At 65.1% G+C, this 15495-nt stretch carries 12 protein-coding genes; 5 read left to right on the forward strand and 7 right to left on the reverse strand.

The genetic code is table 11. The annotated features are described in order from the left end of the window. The first annotated feature begins 13 nt into the window (after positions 1 to 13). Positions 14 to 676, forward strand: a complete 663-nt coding sequence (locus KBZ33_RS16455) for a 2OG-Fe(II) oxygenase (RefSeq protein WP_254954462.1) — start codon at positions 14 to 16, stop codon at positions 674 to 676. Positions 677 to 680: 4 nt separating this feature from the next. Here KBZ33_RS16455 and KBZ33_RS16460 read toward each other — a convergent pair whose 3' ends face one another. Then, entirely contained in the window at positions 681 to 2051 is a 1371-nt protein-coding gene (locus KBZ33_RS16460; protein WP_254954463.1) for a 1-acyl-sn-glycerol-3-phosphate acyltransferase, read from the reverse strand. Between the two features lie 183 nt (positions 2052 to 2234). Here KBZ33_RS16460 and KBZ33_RS16465 point away from each other — a divergent pair, with 183 nt between their 5' ends. The 4 genes from KBZ33_RS16465 (at position 2235) to KBZ33_RS16480 (ending at position 8396) form a co-directional block, all read left to right on the forward strand. Next, positions 2235 to 2897 carry a DUF47 domain-containing protein gene (locus KBZ33_RS16465; protein ID WP_254954464.1) on the forward strand — a complete coding sequence of 221 codons (663 nt, stop codon included), beginning with the start codon at positions 2235 to 2237 and terminating at the stop codon, positions 2895 to 2897. A gap of 15 nt (positions 2898 to 2912) precedes the next feature. Then, positions 2913 to 3983 carry an inorganic phosphate transporter gene (locus tag KBZ33_RS16470; protein ID WP_254954465.1) on the forward strand — a complete coding sequence of 357 codons (1071 nt, stop codon included), beginning with the start codon at positions 2913 to 2915 and terminating at the stop codon, positions 3981 to 3983. Positions 3984 to 4067: 84 nt separating this feature from the next. After that, positions 4068 to 6848 (forward strand): valine--tRNA ligase, encoded by a 2781-nt coding sequence (locus KBZ33_RS16475; protein ID WP_254954473.1) that lies wholly within the window; start codon positions 4068 to 4070, stop codon positions 6846 to 6848. Positions 6849 to 6875: 27 nt separating this feature from the next. Then, complete coding sequence (locus tag KBZ33_RS16480) at positions 6876 to 8396, forward strand: DUF6880 family protein (protein ID WP_254954466.1); 1521 nt, start codon at positions 6876 to 6878, stop codon at positions 8394 to 8396. Here the strand turns inward: KBZ33_RS16480 and KBZ33_RS16485 are convergent. From KBZ33_RS16485 to KBZ33_RS21890, 6 genes are all read right to left on the reverse strand, one after another. Then, positions 8388 to 11450 carry a type I restriction endonuclease subunit R gene (locus KBZ33_RS16485; RefSeq protein WP_254954467.1) on the reverse strand — a complete coding sequence of 1021 codons (3063 nt, stop codon included), beginning with the start codon at positions 11448 to 11450 and terminating at the stop codon, positions 8388 to 8390. The two genes, KBZ33_RS16480 and KBZ33_RS16485, sit on opposite strands and share 9 nt — an antisense overlap. Positions 11451 to 11522: 72 nt before the next feature. Continuing rightward, positions 11523 to 12041, reverse strand: coding sequence for a DUF4276 family protein (locus KBZ33_RS16490; RefSeq protein WP_396108674.1), 519 nt, complete (start codon positions 12039 to 12041; stop codon positions 11523 to 11525). Between the two features lie 92 nt (positions 12042 to 12133). Beyond that, positions 12134 to 13330: an AAA family ATPase gene (locus KBZ33_RS16495; RefSeq protein WP_254954469.1), complete on the reverse strand. Its 1197-nt coding sequence runs from the start codon at positions 13328 to 13330 to the stop codon at positions 12134 to 12136. A gap of 1 nt (position 13331) precedes the next feature. Beyond that, the gene (locus KBZ33_RS16500) at positions 13332 to 13724 is read right to left on the reverse strand and encodes a restriction endonuclease subunit S (RefSeq protein ID WP_254954470.1); all 393 of its coding nucleotides are present in this window, start codon (positions 13722 to 13724) and stop codon (positions 13332 to 13334) included. Positions 13725 to 13965: 241 nt separating this feature from the next. Then, complete coding sequence (locus tag KBZ33_RS16505; protein ID WP_254954471.1) at positions 13966 to 15048, reverse strand: macro domain-containing protein; 1083 nt, start codon at positions 15046 to 15048, stop codon at positions 13966 to 13968. Between the two features lie 17 nt (positions 15049 to 15065). Beyond that, positions 15066 to 15380, reverse strand: a complete 315-nt coding sequence (locus KBZ33_RS21890) for a DUF4433 domain-containing protein (protein WP_396108677.1) — start codon at positions 15378 to 15380, stop codon at positions 15066 to 15068. Between the last annotated feature and the right edge of the window lie 115 nt (positions 15381 to 15495).

Below are 15495 nucleotides of genomic sequence, written 5' to 3' on the forward strand. Positions count from 1 at the left end.
ATCCCTGGCGCGGATGCGGCTCATCGGCAGCTTCGAGGATCCCGGCTACGTGGCCCTGGCTGAGGCGGCGATGGCGTTCTTCGACCGTCGCAGCGACCTGCAGCGCAGCGGTGTGGCCTTCTCCTTCGGCAGCGACGGCGCTCCCGGCACGGGTGCCGAGGCTGGCACCGCGGGCGATCCCGGCAAGATCTCCACCGACATCAGCCTGGTGTGGATCGACCGCTCCGACCCCGAGGCCCAGGGCCTGGCGGATGTGATCATGCGCGGTGTTTCCGCGGGCCTGAAGCGCTACCTGGCCGAGCGCCCCCTGTTCCTCACCTGCTGTCCGGAGCGCTCCCTGTTCGTCAATCCGATCTTCAACCTGCAGCGCTACGCGCCGGGGGAGGGGTTCTACAGCTGGCACTGCGACTGGAACACCAGCGACGAGGCCACCGAGCCCATCCGCCGGGTGCTGGCCTGGATCCTTTACCTCAACACGGTGCCGGACGGCGGCACCGAATTCCACTGGCAGGACCACCACGAGGAGGCCGTCAAGGGCAAGCTGGCGATCTTTCCCGCCGGCCTGTCGCACCTGCACCGGGGCCGCATCAGCCACAGCCACACCAAGACGATCGCCACCGGCTGGATCAACGTCGGCTCGCTGGACGCCTACGTGGCGCGCCTCGCCGCCGGCTGAGGCCTCAGCCCAGGGCCGAGGGCAGGATCAGCCCCTGCAACCGCAGGGCCAGCTCCTCGGTCAGCGCCTGCACGGCCTGGCGGCGATCACGGCGGTAGTCCGCCATGCGGTCGTCCACCACGATCGGCGCGTCGATGCTGATCCGTGCCCGCAGCCGGCCCAGCCGTGGGCGCTGGTTGGCGGTCTGGCCCTGGATCCGGCACTGGGTGTCCCAGAGCAGCAGCAGCGTGTCGGCGAAGCGCTCCTGGCTGGGCCGCTCGCGCACGTAGCTGCCGCTCACGGCCACAAACGACTCCACCACGCGCATGTGCCAGAGCTGGGCCTCGGTTTCCGCCGCCAGCCGGTCGGCCAGCCCCTGGGCCAGAGGGCTCAGGGGCGCGGCGTTGGCGGGCCGGGCGGGATAAAGCCGATCCCAGCCGGCCTGCTCCAGGCGCCGGCAGCGGTCGGTGAGGCTGCCGCTGGGGTGGAGCCCGAAGGACAACTCCACCCGCCGCAGGGCCAGATCCATCAGCCGCTGCAGCCGGGGTCCGAAGGGGGTGCTGGCCGCTTCCGCCAGAGGGGCCTCCCCTTCTGGCAGGGGGAGGTGCACCTTGTCGCGGTAGAAGGCCTCCATCTGCTCAAGCATGCGTTCCCCGAGGCGCACCAGCCGCTCCAGCAGCCGGGAGGAGGCCAGATCGTGGCTGGGGTCGGGGCCCAGGCCCGCCCCCTCTTCCAGTCGGCAGAGCAGGGCCTCGATCGCCGCCCAGATCGGGGTGGTGTAGCTGTACTGCAGGCCGATCGGCAGCAGGTCCATGCGCTCGTGGCGACCGGCGTCGGCGAGGTCGGCCGCCGTCCAGAAGGCGAGCTGGGCGGTGCCGGGCTCCAGGGGGCTGAGCAACTCGTTGTGGCCATTGGTGGCCCCTTCCGGCGCCAGGGCGAAGGGATGGGGGCCGTCCAGCAGCAGGCGCCGGGCCGTGCGCAGGGCCGGCAGATCGAGCTTGCTGCGCTGGATCGAGCCACCCCCCAGGTGGGTGAACAGCCAACCCATCCCCGCCCCGGCCCAGAGGGGAATGCCGCGGTCGAACAGGAACTGGGCGGTGGGGGCTGGATCGAAGCGGAGGCCCTGCTGCCGCCCCGCCCTGGCCAGTTCCACCCAGAGCAGCTGGGCCATGCTCAGGGGATCGTCGAGGCTGGGGTGCCGGAAGGCGAGCAGCAGCCGGCTCTCCCCGGCCTGGAAGGCCCGCATCGCCTCGATGAGCGAGGCCATGCCCTCCACCTCCACCGTGTCGATCCGGCAGCGCCACCGCAGCCACAGCGGCAGCACCAGCCGGCCCACCGCCAGCACCCGACCATCGAGCCGGGGGGGGAGGAACTCCAGGGGTGGGGCGGTGGCCATGGCCGGAGGTTAGGCGGGCAGAAATGGGGACAATGGCGCCGCGACCAGCTGTTGTCCCGCCTGGGCGATGAGCATCGATTCCGCCCTGCCTCACCGGGCGCGTGAGGGGATGGGGGCGCAGGAGCCTGGCTGGAAGCCCCCATCGGTAGGGTGGCGGGAAAGTGGGTGAGCGAGGGGAAGCAGATGTCCAACGAAACCCCTCCACTGTTCGGGAAAACCAGATTTCTTCAGGGGCTGATTGATGAATTCCTCGACAAGATCTCCGAGGGCGTGATTGTTGTTGAGATGGGGATCAAGGCCTATCTCTGCACCAGCGAAGATCCGGAGATCTGCCTGGAGAAACTGAATCAGATCATCGAGATCAAACGCCGCTGCAGTGAGCTGCGACGTTCGATCGTCACCATGCTCTACACCGAGATGCTGCTGCCCGACGCCCGTGGTGACGTCCTGCGCCTGCTCGCCAGCCTCTTTGAACTGCTCGATGAGATGGGCGACGGCTTCCAGGAGCTGATGATCGTGCAGCCAAGGCGGAGGCCGGAGTTCGGCCAGGATTTCGCTGACCTGACGACGGTGGCGATCCGCAGTGTGCAGGCCGTGGTTGTGGCGGCCCGCACCTTCTTCCGCACGCCAGCAGCGGTGCGTGACCACATCAACGAGGTGCGGGTGTTTGAAGATGAAACCGACAAACTCGCCTGCCGGATCAAGCGCCGGATCTTCGCCACTGATCTCAGCTTCGAGCAGCGTTCGCTGCTGCGTGAAGCCGTGGCGATGATCGATGCCCTGGCCGATAAGGCAGAGAACATCGGCGACAACCTCTCGATCTTCGCGATCAAGCGCTCATTCTGAGCCGGAGCTCCGACCATGGCCCTGATCGTCACCGTGATCTTTCTCTCCAGCGGCCTGTTTCTGGGCTGGTCGATGGGGGCCAACGACGCCTCCAACGCCTTCGGCACCGCCGTGGCGACGCGGATGCTCCGCTTCTCCACCGCCGCCTTCCTGTGCAGCGTGTTCGTGATCATCGGGGCGGTCACCAGCGGCACCGGTGCCGCCGAGGGGCTCAGCCAGCTGGGTGCCATCAACGCCCTGCCGGGTGCGTTCACCGCGGCTCTGGCCGCCGCCCTCACGGTGGCCTGGATGAGCAAGGTGGGCCTGCCGGCCTCCACCAGCCAGGCGGTGGTGGGTTCGATCATTGGCTGGAACCTGTTCAGCGGCTCCCCCACCGACCTGGGCACCCTGCGCCGGATCGTGGCCACCTGGGTGATCTCACCGGTGCTCGGGGCGATCTTCGCGATGGTGCTGTACAAGCTGCTGGTGGAGTGGATCCGCCTCAGCCAGCCGCATCTGCTCTCGCTGGATCGCAACACCCGCAGCGGCCTGATCCTGGCCGGGATCTTCGGCTCCTATGCGATCGGTGCCAACGGCATCGGCAACGTGATGGGTTTCTTCGTGGCAGCCTCGCCCTTCCGTGACCTGACCCTGGGTGGTTTCAGCGTCTCCTCGGTGGAGCAGCTGTTCCTGCTCGGCGCCATCGCCGTGGCCGTGGGTGTGTACACCTATTCCCGCCGCGTGATGATGACCGTGGGCGACAGCCTGCTGACCCTTTCGCCGCTGGCGGCGTTTGTGGTGGTGGTCTCCCATTCGCTGGTGCTGTTCATCTTTTCCTCCACGGCGCTGGAACGCCTGCTGGCCGGTTGGGGCTTGCCCACGATCCCCCTGCTGCCGGTCTCGGGATCCCAGGCCGTGATCGGTTCGGTGCTGGGGATCGGCCTGCTGCAGGGCCTCCGTGGTGTGCGCCAGATTCGCTGGGGGGTGCTGGTGGGGATCGCCTCCGGCTGGGTCACCACACCCCTGATCGCTGCGGTGATCGGCTTCGTGTTGCTGTTCGTGGTGCAGAACGTCTTCGGTCAGGAGGTTTACGTCGCGCTGGGTTGACCGGCGTCCCTTTTGAGAGCATGGGCCGATCTTCGCCACACAGCCGTGCCCGAGGCGAATGCCAGCGACGCCCCAGCCGTCGCCGTGCCCATCCCGGCCCCGGAGGCCGCCCTGCCCAAGACCTACGACCCGGCCGCCACCGAGGCGCGCTGGCAGGCGGCCTGGGAGGAGGCCGGCGCCTTCCACCCCGATCCGGCGGCACCGGGCGAGCCCTTTGCGGTGGTGATCCCGCCGCCGAACGTGACCGGCAGCCTGCACATGGGCCATGGCTTCGAGACGGCCCTGATCGACACAATCGTGCGCTTCCAGCGCCTGCAGGGCAAGAACGTGCTGTGTCTGCCCGGCACCGACCACGCCTCGATCGCGGTGCAGACGCTGCTGGAGAAGCAGATCAAGGCCGAAGGCGGCAGCAAGGACGATCTGGGCCGTGACGCCTTCCTGGAGCGGGCCTGGGCCTGGAAGGGCGAAAGCGGCGGCACGATCGTGGGCCAGCTGCGCCGGCTGGGTTACTCGGTGGATTGGCGCCGCGAGCGCTTCACCCTCGATCCCGGCCTGAGCGAGGCGGTGGTCGAGGCCTTCGTGCGCCTGCACGAGCAGGGGCTGATCTACCGCGGTGAATACCTGGTCAACTGGTGCCCGGCCTCGGGTTCGGCGGTGAGCGACCTGGAGGTGGAGATGAAGGAGCTCGACGGCCACCTCTGGCACTTCCGCTATCCGCTCAGCGGCGGCGCGGCGGCTGACGGCACCGACCATCTGGTGGTGGCCACCACCCGCCCCGAAACCCTGCTGGGCGACACCGGCGTGGCGGTGCACCCCAGCGACCCCCGCTACGCCGCCCTCGTGGGCCAGACGATCACCCTGCCCCTGGTGGGACGGCAGATCCCGATCGTGGCCGATGAGCACGTGGATCCGGCCTTCGGAACGGGTTGCGTCAAGGTGACCCCCGCCCACGACCCCAACGACTTCGCCATCGGCAGCCGCCACGGCCTGCCCCTGATCACGGTGATGGCCAAGGACGGCAGCATGAACGCGGCGGCCGGCCGCTTCGCCGGACTCGACCGCTTCGAGGCCCGCCAAGCGGTGGTGGCGGCGATGCAGGCGGAGGGGTTTCTGGTCAAGGTGGAGCCCCACCGCCACAGCGTGCCCTTCTCCGATCGCGGCAAGGTGCCGGTGGAGCCGCTGCTCTCCACCCAGTGGTTCGCCCGTGCCGAGCCGCTGGCGGCCCGCTGCCGCGAGGCCCTCGATGGCGGCGCGCCCCGCTTCGTGCCCGAGCGCTGGGAGAAGGTCTACCGCGACTGGCTCACCGACATCCGCGACTGGTGCATCAGCCGCCAGCTCTGGTGGGGCCACCGCATCCCCGCCTGGTTCGTGGTCAGCGAGACCGGTGGCGTGATCAGCGAGGCCACGCCCTACGTGGTGGCCCGCGATCAGTCGGAGGCCCACGCCAAAGCGGTGGCGCAGTTCGGTGAGGCCAGCCTGGCGGCAGGCCGGGAGCTGCAGCTGGAGCAGGACCCGGATGTGCTCGACACCTGGTTCTCCAGCGGCCTGTGGCCCTTCTCCACCCTGGGATGGCCCGATGCGAACGCTGCCGATCTGGCCCGCTGGTATCCCACCAGCGTGCTGGTGACGGGCTTCGACATCATTTTCTTCTGGGTGGCCCGCATGACGATGCTGGCCGGCGCCATGCAGCCCCTCGGCGCCGGCAAGGCCTGGATGCCCTTCGCCGACGTGATGATCCACGGCCTGGTGCGGGACGAGAACAACCGCAAGATGAGCAAGAGCGCCGGCAACGGCATCGATCCGCTGCCGCTGATCGAGCGCTACGGCGCCGATGCCCTGCGCTTCGCCCTTGTGCGGGAAGTGGCCGGCGCCGGCCAGGACATCCGCCTCGACTACGACCGCAGCGACGGCAGCTCCGCCACGGTGGAGGCGGCGCGCAACTTCGCCAACAAGCTCTGGAACGCCACCCGCTTCGCCCTGATGAACCTGGGCGGGGAGACACCCGCCAGCCTGGGCCGGCCTCTGGCCGCCGAGCTGGAGAGCGAGGACCGCTGGATCCTCTCGCGCCTGGCCCGCGCCGCCAATGAGGCGGCCGAGCTTTACGGCAGCTACAGGCTGGGGGAGGCGGCGAAGCTCCTCTACGAGTTTGCCTGGAACGATCTCTGCGACCAGTACATCGAGTGGGCCAAGCCACGCCTGGCCGGCGCAGACACCACCGCCCGCATGGCAGCTCGGCGGGTGCTGGCCACCAGCCTCGAGGCGCTGCTGGTGATGCTCCACCCGCTGATGCCCCACCTCACCGAGGAGCTCTGGCACGCCGTGACGGGCGCCGATGCCACGGCGTTCCTCGCCCTGCAGTCCTGGCCCCAGCCCGAGGCCGCCTGGCGGGACGAAGGTCATGAACGGGCCTTCCAGTTCGGGATCGAGGCGGTGCGCGCGTTGCGCAACCTGCGTGCCCTCTCCGGGGTGAAGCCCTCAGAGCGGCTGCCGGTGGGAATCCACAGCGGCAGCCCCGAGCGCCGGGCTTTTCTGGAAGTGAACCAGGAGAAGATCCTGCGCCTGGCGGGGGGCAGTGCTTTCGGCCTGGAGCCCCAGCCGGCGGCAGGTCAGCTGCTGGGCATCGTGGACAGCGACGCCCAGGTGAGCCTCACCGTGCCCCAGCAGAGCCTTGAAGCCCTGCGCACCCGCCTTGAAAAAGACCTGGCCAAGGCGGAGAAGGAGATTCAAGGCCTGGCCGGCCGCCTCGCCAACCCCAACTTCGCCGGCAAGGCACCCCCCGAAGTGGTGGCAGAGTGCCGCGCCAACCTGGCCGAGGCGGAGGCCCAGGCGGCTCTGGCGAGACAGCGCCTGGCCGACCTGGGCTAACCGGAACAGCAAGGATTCACCAAGGCGATGGCCGGCCAATCCAGTCTCAATGCCAAAAACCTCGAAGCCCTGGGGGCGGCCAGGCTGGCGGAGCTGCTGCTCACCCTGAGCAAGGGGGATGCCAGTGCCAGTCGCATGCTGCGCCTGGCACTGGCGGAACAGAAGGGTCCTGCGGAGATCGCCAGAGAAGTGCGCAAGCGACTGGCCACGATCGAGCGCTCCGGCAGCTTCCTCGACGACCACCAGCGCGACAGGCTGCTGAAGGATCTGGAGCGGCAGCGCCAGGCCATCAGCGGGCCGATCGCCGAGCAGGATCCAGCACGGGCTGTGGAGCTGCTGTGGGATCTGCTCGCTCTGGCGGAGGGCCTGTTCGAGCGCTGCGACGACAGCGACGCCGTTTTGCGCGACTTCTTTCATCAGAGCAGCGCCGCCCTCGGCGCCGTGGCCCTCAAGGTTTCCGGGGATCCCAGGCCTCTGGCTGATCAGGTGTACGCCGCGATCGTGGGCAACGGCTACGGCCAGTTCGATCCGATCCTGCGGGATCTGGGGCCGGCGCTGGGGTCGGAAGGGCTGGCCCATCTGCGTCAGCGGCTGGAGACCATGCGGGCTCGCGTCACCAACAACGAACAAGCGCAAACGCACCGAGACTGGATCGTGCGCATCGCCATGCTCGACATCGCCGATGCCCTGGGCGATGCCGAGGCCTATCTGGCGGAATACCGCGACCATGATCCCGAGGCGCTGACGGTGCCGGCAATCGCGGCCAGGGTGGCGGAGCGGCTCACCCCCGCCGGCCGGGCCGAGGAGGCGCTGGCGCTGCTGGAGAAGGCCGACCCAAGGCTGTCCGAGCGCCGGGCCGGGGCCGAGGAGTGGTGCGATGCCCGCCTGGCGGCGCTGGAGGCCCTCGGCCGCCACGAAGAGGCCCAGGGGCAGCGCTGGGAGTACGCCCTGATGGAACTGTCGCGCCGCCACCTTCGCGACTACCTGAAGCGGCTGCCAGCTTTCGCGGATGCGGATGACGAGGAGCGGGCCCTCGATCTGGTGGCGGAGCACGACGATCTGCAGGAGGCGCTGTGGTTTCTGTTGCACTGGCCCGAACCGCGCCGCGCCGCCCGGCTGGTGCTGGCCACGCCGAAGCCGCTCAATGGCGACTGCTACGTGCTGCTGGCACCGCTGGCGGAGCTGCTGGAGAAGGATCACCCCCTGGCTGCCACGCGCTGCCTGCGGGCGATGGTCGATTTCAGCCTGCGGGTGGGGCGCAGCAAGCGCTACCCCCGCGCCGCCCGCCATCTGCACACTTGCCACCTCCTTGCCAAAAGGATCGAGAGCTGGGGGGAACTCGCCGATCACCGCAGCTATGGGGCCCAGCTGCGGCGGGATCATGGCCGCAAGTTCGGCTTCTGGAGCCTGGTGCCCAAGGGGGCTGTGCCGGAGCAGGCCCAGGGAAAGAGCGCACAAGCGGCTCCGATGGATCCAATGGCTGTTGCCCAAAGCGAGACCACAGGTGAGACGATTGGCGATGGCCCCGTGCAGACAGGCCTATGGTGATTTCCCGGAGTTGTCGTTGATCAGTCGTGTGACCAGATCGCGCACGAAGTTGCGGAACAGTGAATTGTCCTTGAACTGCTTGTAAAACTCCGTCTGATCGAGAAACAGCGGATCCACGGCGCGGTTCAGAGCGGCGTCAAGTTCGATCGCGGCTGTGTTTGGGGTGTTCGCCTTGGCATTGCGGTAGCGCTGGTCCTGGGCCACCTGGGGCACAATCTCGTCACGGATCAGGCGGCGGATGCGGTCTTCGTCGCTGAAGCTGGTGCCGTACTGATCATTGAAGCTGGTGAGAATCACCGAAAGCGGATCCAGTTCCGGTGGGGTCTTGAAGCCACCACCTGAAACGGGTGCTGGATCCAGGGTCGCGTCGTCATCAGGAAGCGCGATGCGCTGCTGGTTCTGCTTATCGATTCGGTAACTGTCCATGTCGATCAGCTCCAGCATGCCCGTGGTGAGGTCGTCCTCATCTGGGGCCGGCAGGGCACGCACCAGCAGGGTTAGGAAGATGGAGAGCTTCTCCCACTCCGGATTGCCGTAGGTGAGGATCGTGGCCAGGAAGTCGTAGCTGCGCACGAAGGCCTTGGCCTTGCTTTTGAAGGCCACCTGGTCGTCTTCGTTGAGCTGCTCGTTATAGATATAGCGACATTGATTCAGGATCGGTTGCAGGGCGTCGCGATCGCTGTTGCTGAGGAAGAGAGCCACAAACTCTTCCACCTGCTCCCAGGTGTAGACCCGCAGCTGATCGAGACTGTCGCGGAGATCGTGCAGCTTGTTGGGATCGGTTGCTTCGCTGAGCAGGGTGGTTTTGTAGTAGTCGGCGAAGGCGGCCTCCACGGCGGCGGCGTTGTCCTGAAAATCGAGGATGAACACCCGCTTCTTGCCCGGAGCGGCGCGGTTGAGGCGCGAGAGGGTCTGCACCGCCTGGATGCCGCCCAGGGCCTTGTCCACATACATGGACTGCAGCAGCGGTTCGTCATAGCCGGTCTGGAATTTGTCGGCGCAGATCAGGAAGCGGTAGGGATCCTCCTGGATGCGGCTGGTGATCTCGCTGGAGGGAAAGCCGTTGAGGCAGGCCTCGCTCACGGGCCCATCGCCGAAGTCATGTTCGCCGGAGAAGGCCACGATCGGCAGGTAAGGGCTGCGACGCTCAAGCAGGTAGCGGCGAATGGCATGGAAATACTGCACCGCCCGCTCAATGGCTCCGGTGACCACCATGGCCCGGGCTTCGCCCTTCATCTCCCGCAGCGGCAGCACAGCATCGAGGAAATGATCCACCATGATTTCAGCCTTGTTGCGGATGGCGGTGTCATGGCTTTCCACATAGCGGCGCAATTTTGAGCGGGCACGCTTGCTGTCGAACAGCGGATCAGCCTCGATCGTTTTCACCAGCCGGTAGTAGCTGCTGATCGGGATGTAGTACTGCAGAACATTGAGGATGAACTTCTCCTCAATGGCCTGCTTCATTGTGTAGGCGTGAAAGGGCCGACGACCGATCTTGCTTTCCCCATTCGGCGGCAGGGGCGTGCCGAACAGTTCGCGCGTCTTGGCTTTGGCGGTAGCGGTGAAGGCGAAATAGCTGGCGTTGGGGCGCAGGCCGCGACTTTGCAGCCGCTGCTCAATCACCGTGTTCACGAAGTCTTCGATGGCCGTGTTGATGAAATCCTCTACATCGATGTCCTCTGGCAGCGCCCCATCGGCCGCGAGGGCCTGGTTGAGAGCGGCGGAGGCCTTGCTGCCCTGGCTGCAGTGGGCCTCGTCGATGATCACCGCGTAACGGCGCCCCTGGGGAGCCTCATCCAGTTCTCGGCAGAGTTCGGGAAAGGTCTGCAGGGTGCAGATGATGATCTTCTTGCCGGCGGCCAGAAACTGCTTGAGCTGCTCCGTTTTGGTGCTGCCGCGGCCGGTGACGGCGCCCACGGTGGCGCCCACCTGCATGAAGTCGAGAATGTTGTTGCGCAGCTGTTCATCGAGGTTGCGACGATCGGTGACCACGATCACCGAGTCGAACACCCGTTCACCGTTGTGGATGATGTCGCCCACCTGATGGCTGAGCCAGGCGATCGAGTTGCTCTTGCCGCTGCCGGCGGAATGTTGCCCCAGGTAGCAGCGGCCGGCGCCGTGGGCGGCCACATCGGCGAGCAGGGAGCACACCACATCGAGCTGGTGGTAACGGGGAAAGATCTGCCTGTGGGTTTTGCGGCCGGTGCGTGGATTGCGTTTTTCGATCACCTGGGCGTAGTTCTCCAGGATGTCGGTGAGGCTGCTGGGCGTCAGGATCTGGTCCCAGAGATAGGCCGTGGCCAGCCCATCGGGATTGGGCGGATTGCCGGAGCCACCGGAGACGGTGCCGCGGTTGAAGGGCAGGAAGTCGGAATCCTTGCCTTGGAGATGGGTGCAGAACTGCACCTCCTGCTCGTCCACGGCGAAGTGCACCAGGCAGCGGGCGAGGGCGAATAGGGGCTCGCGGGGATCGCGATCGCGTTGGTACTGGCGGATGGCGTGCTGTACATCCTGGCAGGTGAGGTTGTTCTTGAGCTCGAAGGTGGCCACCGGCAGGCCGTTCACGAACAGGGCCAGATCGAGGGCGCGGCGGGTCTGGTCGTTGCTGTAGGCGAGCTGGCGGCAGAGGCTGAAGCGATTGCGGGCGAAGAGCTCGGCTGCGCGGCTGTTGCCGGGGGAGGGGGTGCCGTAGAAGAGCTGGATCTCGTGGGGGCCGTGGCGGATGCCTTTGCGCAGCACGTCCACCACGCCCCGCTGGGCGATCTGCTTCTCCACCCGGGCCAGGAACTGCCGGCGTGTGGGCCCATCCACGCCGATCGCCACGGCTTCGGCGATCTGCGGCTGGGTGGCCTCCAGAAAACCCTGCAGCTGCATCAGATCAACGCAGTGGCTGCGGTCGTAGTGGCGGGGATCACCGAGCAGCCACCCGGTGCCGCCACTCACCGGCACGGACGATGACGTGGCCTGGTGGGGAGGCTCCAGCAGGTAGGTGCGCCCGGTCATGGCCCGGGTGATCAGCGCTTCCAGGCCCTGCTCGCTGGTGTTGGTGGGCATGGGGCCGGGAGCGTTGAATGGCCTTCGGCCAGTCTGGGGTATCCCCAGGGGTTGTGGCCCGGGGCTCTCGCCTCAGAGCTTGGCTTCGAGGATGGCCATGGCCCGACGGAAGCTGGGCAGCAGTGGGGCCAGGGCCTGAGGGTTGAGCTTGGCCAGCAGATCGAAGGAGCGCCTGCCTTTGCGGTAAGGCTTCGAGGTGGCTGCTGTTGCACGTTCCAGCCGCTCCTGCACCTCGTGCCTGTGGCGGCTCTCAAGGTTGGTGGTGGCTGGCAGTTGGTTTTCGTTGAGAGCAGTTCCGTAGTGGGTCCTGAGGGTGGCGCGATCCGCTGCGATCCAGGTTTCCATGCAGGTCGTCATGAACAGCACCTGTTGGTCTGTGGCGTCTGCGGGGCGTTCCCAGCCGTCGCGCCGTCTGAGGTGCTCCCAGGTTTGTTGTTGCAGGGGATCCGCAGGAATGGCTGCCGGGTCTTCGCTGTCGATCAGCAGGCCCACGAAATGCCCAGATTGGGCATTGGCGTGGGCCGTCTTGAAATCGTCGAAGGCGGAACCGCGTCCGCCGCAGGCGGTGAGGCGTGGCAGGCGACCAGACAATCCCTGGCTTGTGAGGAGGCTGGTGAAGGCTTGGCGACAGCGTATCTTCTCCTCCTTGGAGTTTCCCCCACCCTCGATGGAGAGATGAGCATTCACCAGCGGGTGCCTCCCAACTCGCCGCGGATCCAGAGTTCACCCAGCCGGTACTTGTCCAGCCACACCTTCAGCTCCTCGGCAGATAAGCGGTTCATCTCTGTGGCGCCGTTGTGCTTCTCGCAGACCACCACCGCCTCGGGGTGCTCGCTCATGGCGTCTACCAGCACATCGGAATGGGTGGTGACGATCAGCTGGGTGCGCTGTGAGGCTGCCAGCAGATGATCGGCTAGTTTGGGCAGCACATCGGGATGCAGTCCGAGTTCGGGCTCTTCGATGCAGATCAGCGGCGGAGGTTTGGGATCGCAGAGGATGGCCAAGAGGCAGAGATAGCGCAGGGTGCCATCGGAGAGGCGGGTGGCGGGGATCACGAATTCGCCTTCGTGAAAGAAGACTTGAACCGTGCCCCCTTTGATTCGCACATTGAAATCGCTGATCCCGTCGTAGAGATCGGCCAAGCCATCAAGGATGGCGCGGGCGCCACCAGGATGAAGCGTTTTGAGGCGATTAAGAAACAGGCCAAGATTGGAGAAATCCTCCTCCAAGATATCGTCTTGTAGATCAGCTTTTTGCGGCTCGCGGAACACGGCATGGCGGCCGAAGGTCCATTCGCGATAGAGACGGATACGTTCGTAGTTGCGGGCCACCCAAGCCAGCTCGGGATAGCTGTCTGGGTCGCGCCGCTGGGCAAGGATCGAGCGATCGGGTTCCAGGCTGTCGTGCGCGAGTTGCCGCTGCTCCTGATCGCGGAAGTTCAGTACAGGGCGGCCCTGCTGATAGCGGTAATAGAAATAGGGATTGGGCTGGCCGTGTCGCGCCACGGCATTTTCCAGGCGTTCATCCTCCAGCGCGAATCCCTGATTGGCTGCGCGGAAGGCGAGGCGATGCCGCAGGGGCTGGGGGCCATGGGGGTAGCTCAGCATCCAGTCGATGCTGGCAACAGCATCGGCCGATCCTTTCCAGATCCATTCGGCTACGCCGCCACCTTTGCGGGTCACATCGCGATAGTTGTCGCGGGAGTCCGCCCCTGCTCGCATGAGGGCGATTGCTTCGATAAAGTTCGACTTGCCGGAGCCGTTGGGGCCAATCAGGAGATTGAGCGGGCGTAGCTCAAGGCCAGAATTGTCTGGCCCGAAGGAAAGAACGGACTGAAGATCGATGCGCCGAAGGAAGGGAGGAAGGTTGGTGGCTGCCATTTCATTCCTCCTCGCTGTTGAAGGAGTCGTCCTCGGGGGAGACCACGCAGTCATCTGGATCGTAGGGCTCTGGAGAGACATCGGCTGCAAGTTCCTCCTCCGACAACCCCGCCGCCACCTCCCGCACATCGAGCTTGCCGGTGACCACATCGGCGATCAAGCGGGTCCGATATTCGCCGAGGAGTGTGATCTCTCGTTCGAGGCGCTTGAGAGCGGTGCTTAGCGACAGAATTTCGGTATGAACGTGCTTCAAAAGCTCCTGCTGTTCTAGGGCTGGGGGAATGGTAATCTGAAACCGTTTGAGATCTTCGCAGGTGATTGCGCCTTTCGTACTTCCAGAATCTTCGCTGGATGCACGGAGTTGGAAATAGGCGGCGCTGGTGTCGGTGGGCATGGGGCCGGGAGAATGGTGGGCCTTGGCTCAGTTTGGGGGATCGGGGCGAGCAATGGGGGCAGACTGGTGGGGGCTGGTATTTGGCGGCTGGGCTCTACTAGCAAGCTTTACTAAGTTGTTTGCTAAGGGTCTGCTGTGGAGGGGGTCTTAGTAAAGCCCTTGGGAACAGGGCTCAGGATCCACCGTGCGGCTTCAAGCGAGCCGGTCCGCTCGATCCGGCCAGCTCGGCGCAGCTCCTGCATCAGGCCAGTGGCTCGGCTGTGAAGGTTGTCGATTCCGCCAGTGGATCAACCCAGCCCTGATCAGCCAGAACGGCACTGGCGATCTGGATCTGGCGGGGCGAAAACTGCTGTTTGCGAGGACTCCAGGCATGGAAGAACTGCACCAGCTCGCTGATTGAAGAGGGTTGTTCCTGCTTGTGGAGCCAGTGGACGGTGGCGAGCAGTTCCAGGCCAAAGGGGCTTTCGAAGCCGGAGACGAGATCAGAGACGCGCCGAAAACGAGCATGGGTGTCTGGATGGTCGGCGAGAAAATGCAAGGCTTGTTTCTCAGCACCGGCAACGATTGCTAGGCGCTTGGAGGGATCATCGCCTCCATCGCCGTAGCCCTTGATGAAATGGCCCTCAATGGCTTGGAAGACATGGCGCAGATTTTCGGCATAGGGCCCATAGGGGGCCTTGGTGTAGCGAAGCCTGAGCGGCTCGTTGGCCACTTGCAGGAAGTACATGAGTTTATGAACTTCAAGAAGAGATACAAATGTATCGAGAAGGCCCGCGAGATAGCGATCCATCAAGCCAACCAAAGCAGCCCGGCCTGGAGTCATGGGTGGTGGGGCACTGGCTTTAGCAATGGGCTTCAATACATCAGCGGAGTCTGGTGCATAGAGGTGAATTTGTACGGATTGAAGTGGCGCCAAGGCCGCATTAATCTGGGAACTGACTATTGACCAAGAAAGTCTTCCAAGACCACAGCCAAGGGGGGGGGGGATCGCGATACTGGTTATGCCCAGTTCCTCGATGACGCGAATCAAATCGACAAGCCCGGTTTCAATATCTTCGAGCCGGCTTTTCCCTCGCCAGTGCCGCTTGGTGGGGAAATTGATGATATAACGAGGACCCTGCAGGAGGCCGGTGCTGGTAATGAACATGCGGCCTGGCCGCACTTCCTCACGCTTGCAGGCTTGGGCGTATTGCTTGTAATTATCAGGGAAAGCGTTTTTGAACTGCAGCGCGATACCCCTTCCCATCACGCCAACACAGTTGACTGTGTTCACCAGGGCTTCGACAGGTGCAGCTAGAATGTCGCCGCTAGAGGGGCGAATCATGATCGTTGCCCTCCTGCTCAGTAGTACCACTCCGGTTTAATTTCGATGGGTGGCTTCTGTCCAGTGGTCGTGAGGAATTGTTCAACAATGGCTCGAACTGTTTCGCTGTGAACGCCGATGCGACGAACCAGTGCCCAGGGGACTTGCTCTTCCACTAAAAACTCGGATTGCTTGGCCTCCTTGATGTCCGATTGGTTCCATTGCCAGGCCTGAATGGCCTGCCAATTGAGTTGGCTGAGGTTTGCCAGTGAGCTGTAATCATCAAAGTAGCGGGAGCCGGCATTGCCCCTGGTGATAGCCCAGCGTTTGCCTGCTTTTGTGTAACTGTTCAGGGGGGGAGAAAGCTCCGGGGCAGTTCCGCTCTTGACAGACCTCTGAAAACAGCTTGGATCTCAGGCAGAGACTGCCCGAGATGCATCCACCACCTGCCGGCATTTCTGAGAGTGA

Origin of the sequence: Cyanobium sp. Cruz-8D1 (assembly GCF_024345975.1) — a bacterium.
GTDB lineage: Bacteria > Cyanobacteriota > Cyanobacteriia > PCC-6307 > Cyanobiaceae > Cyanobium.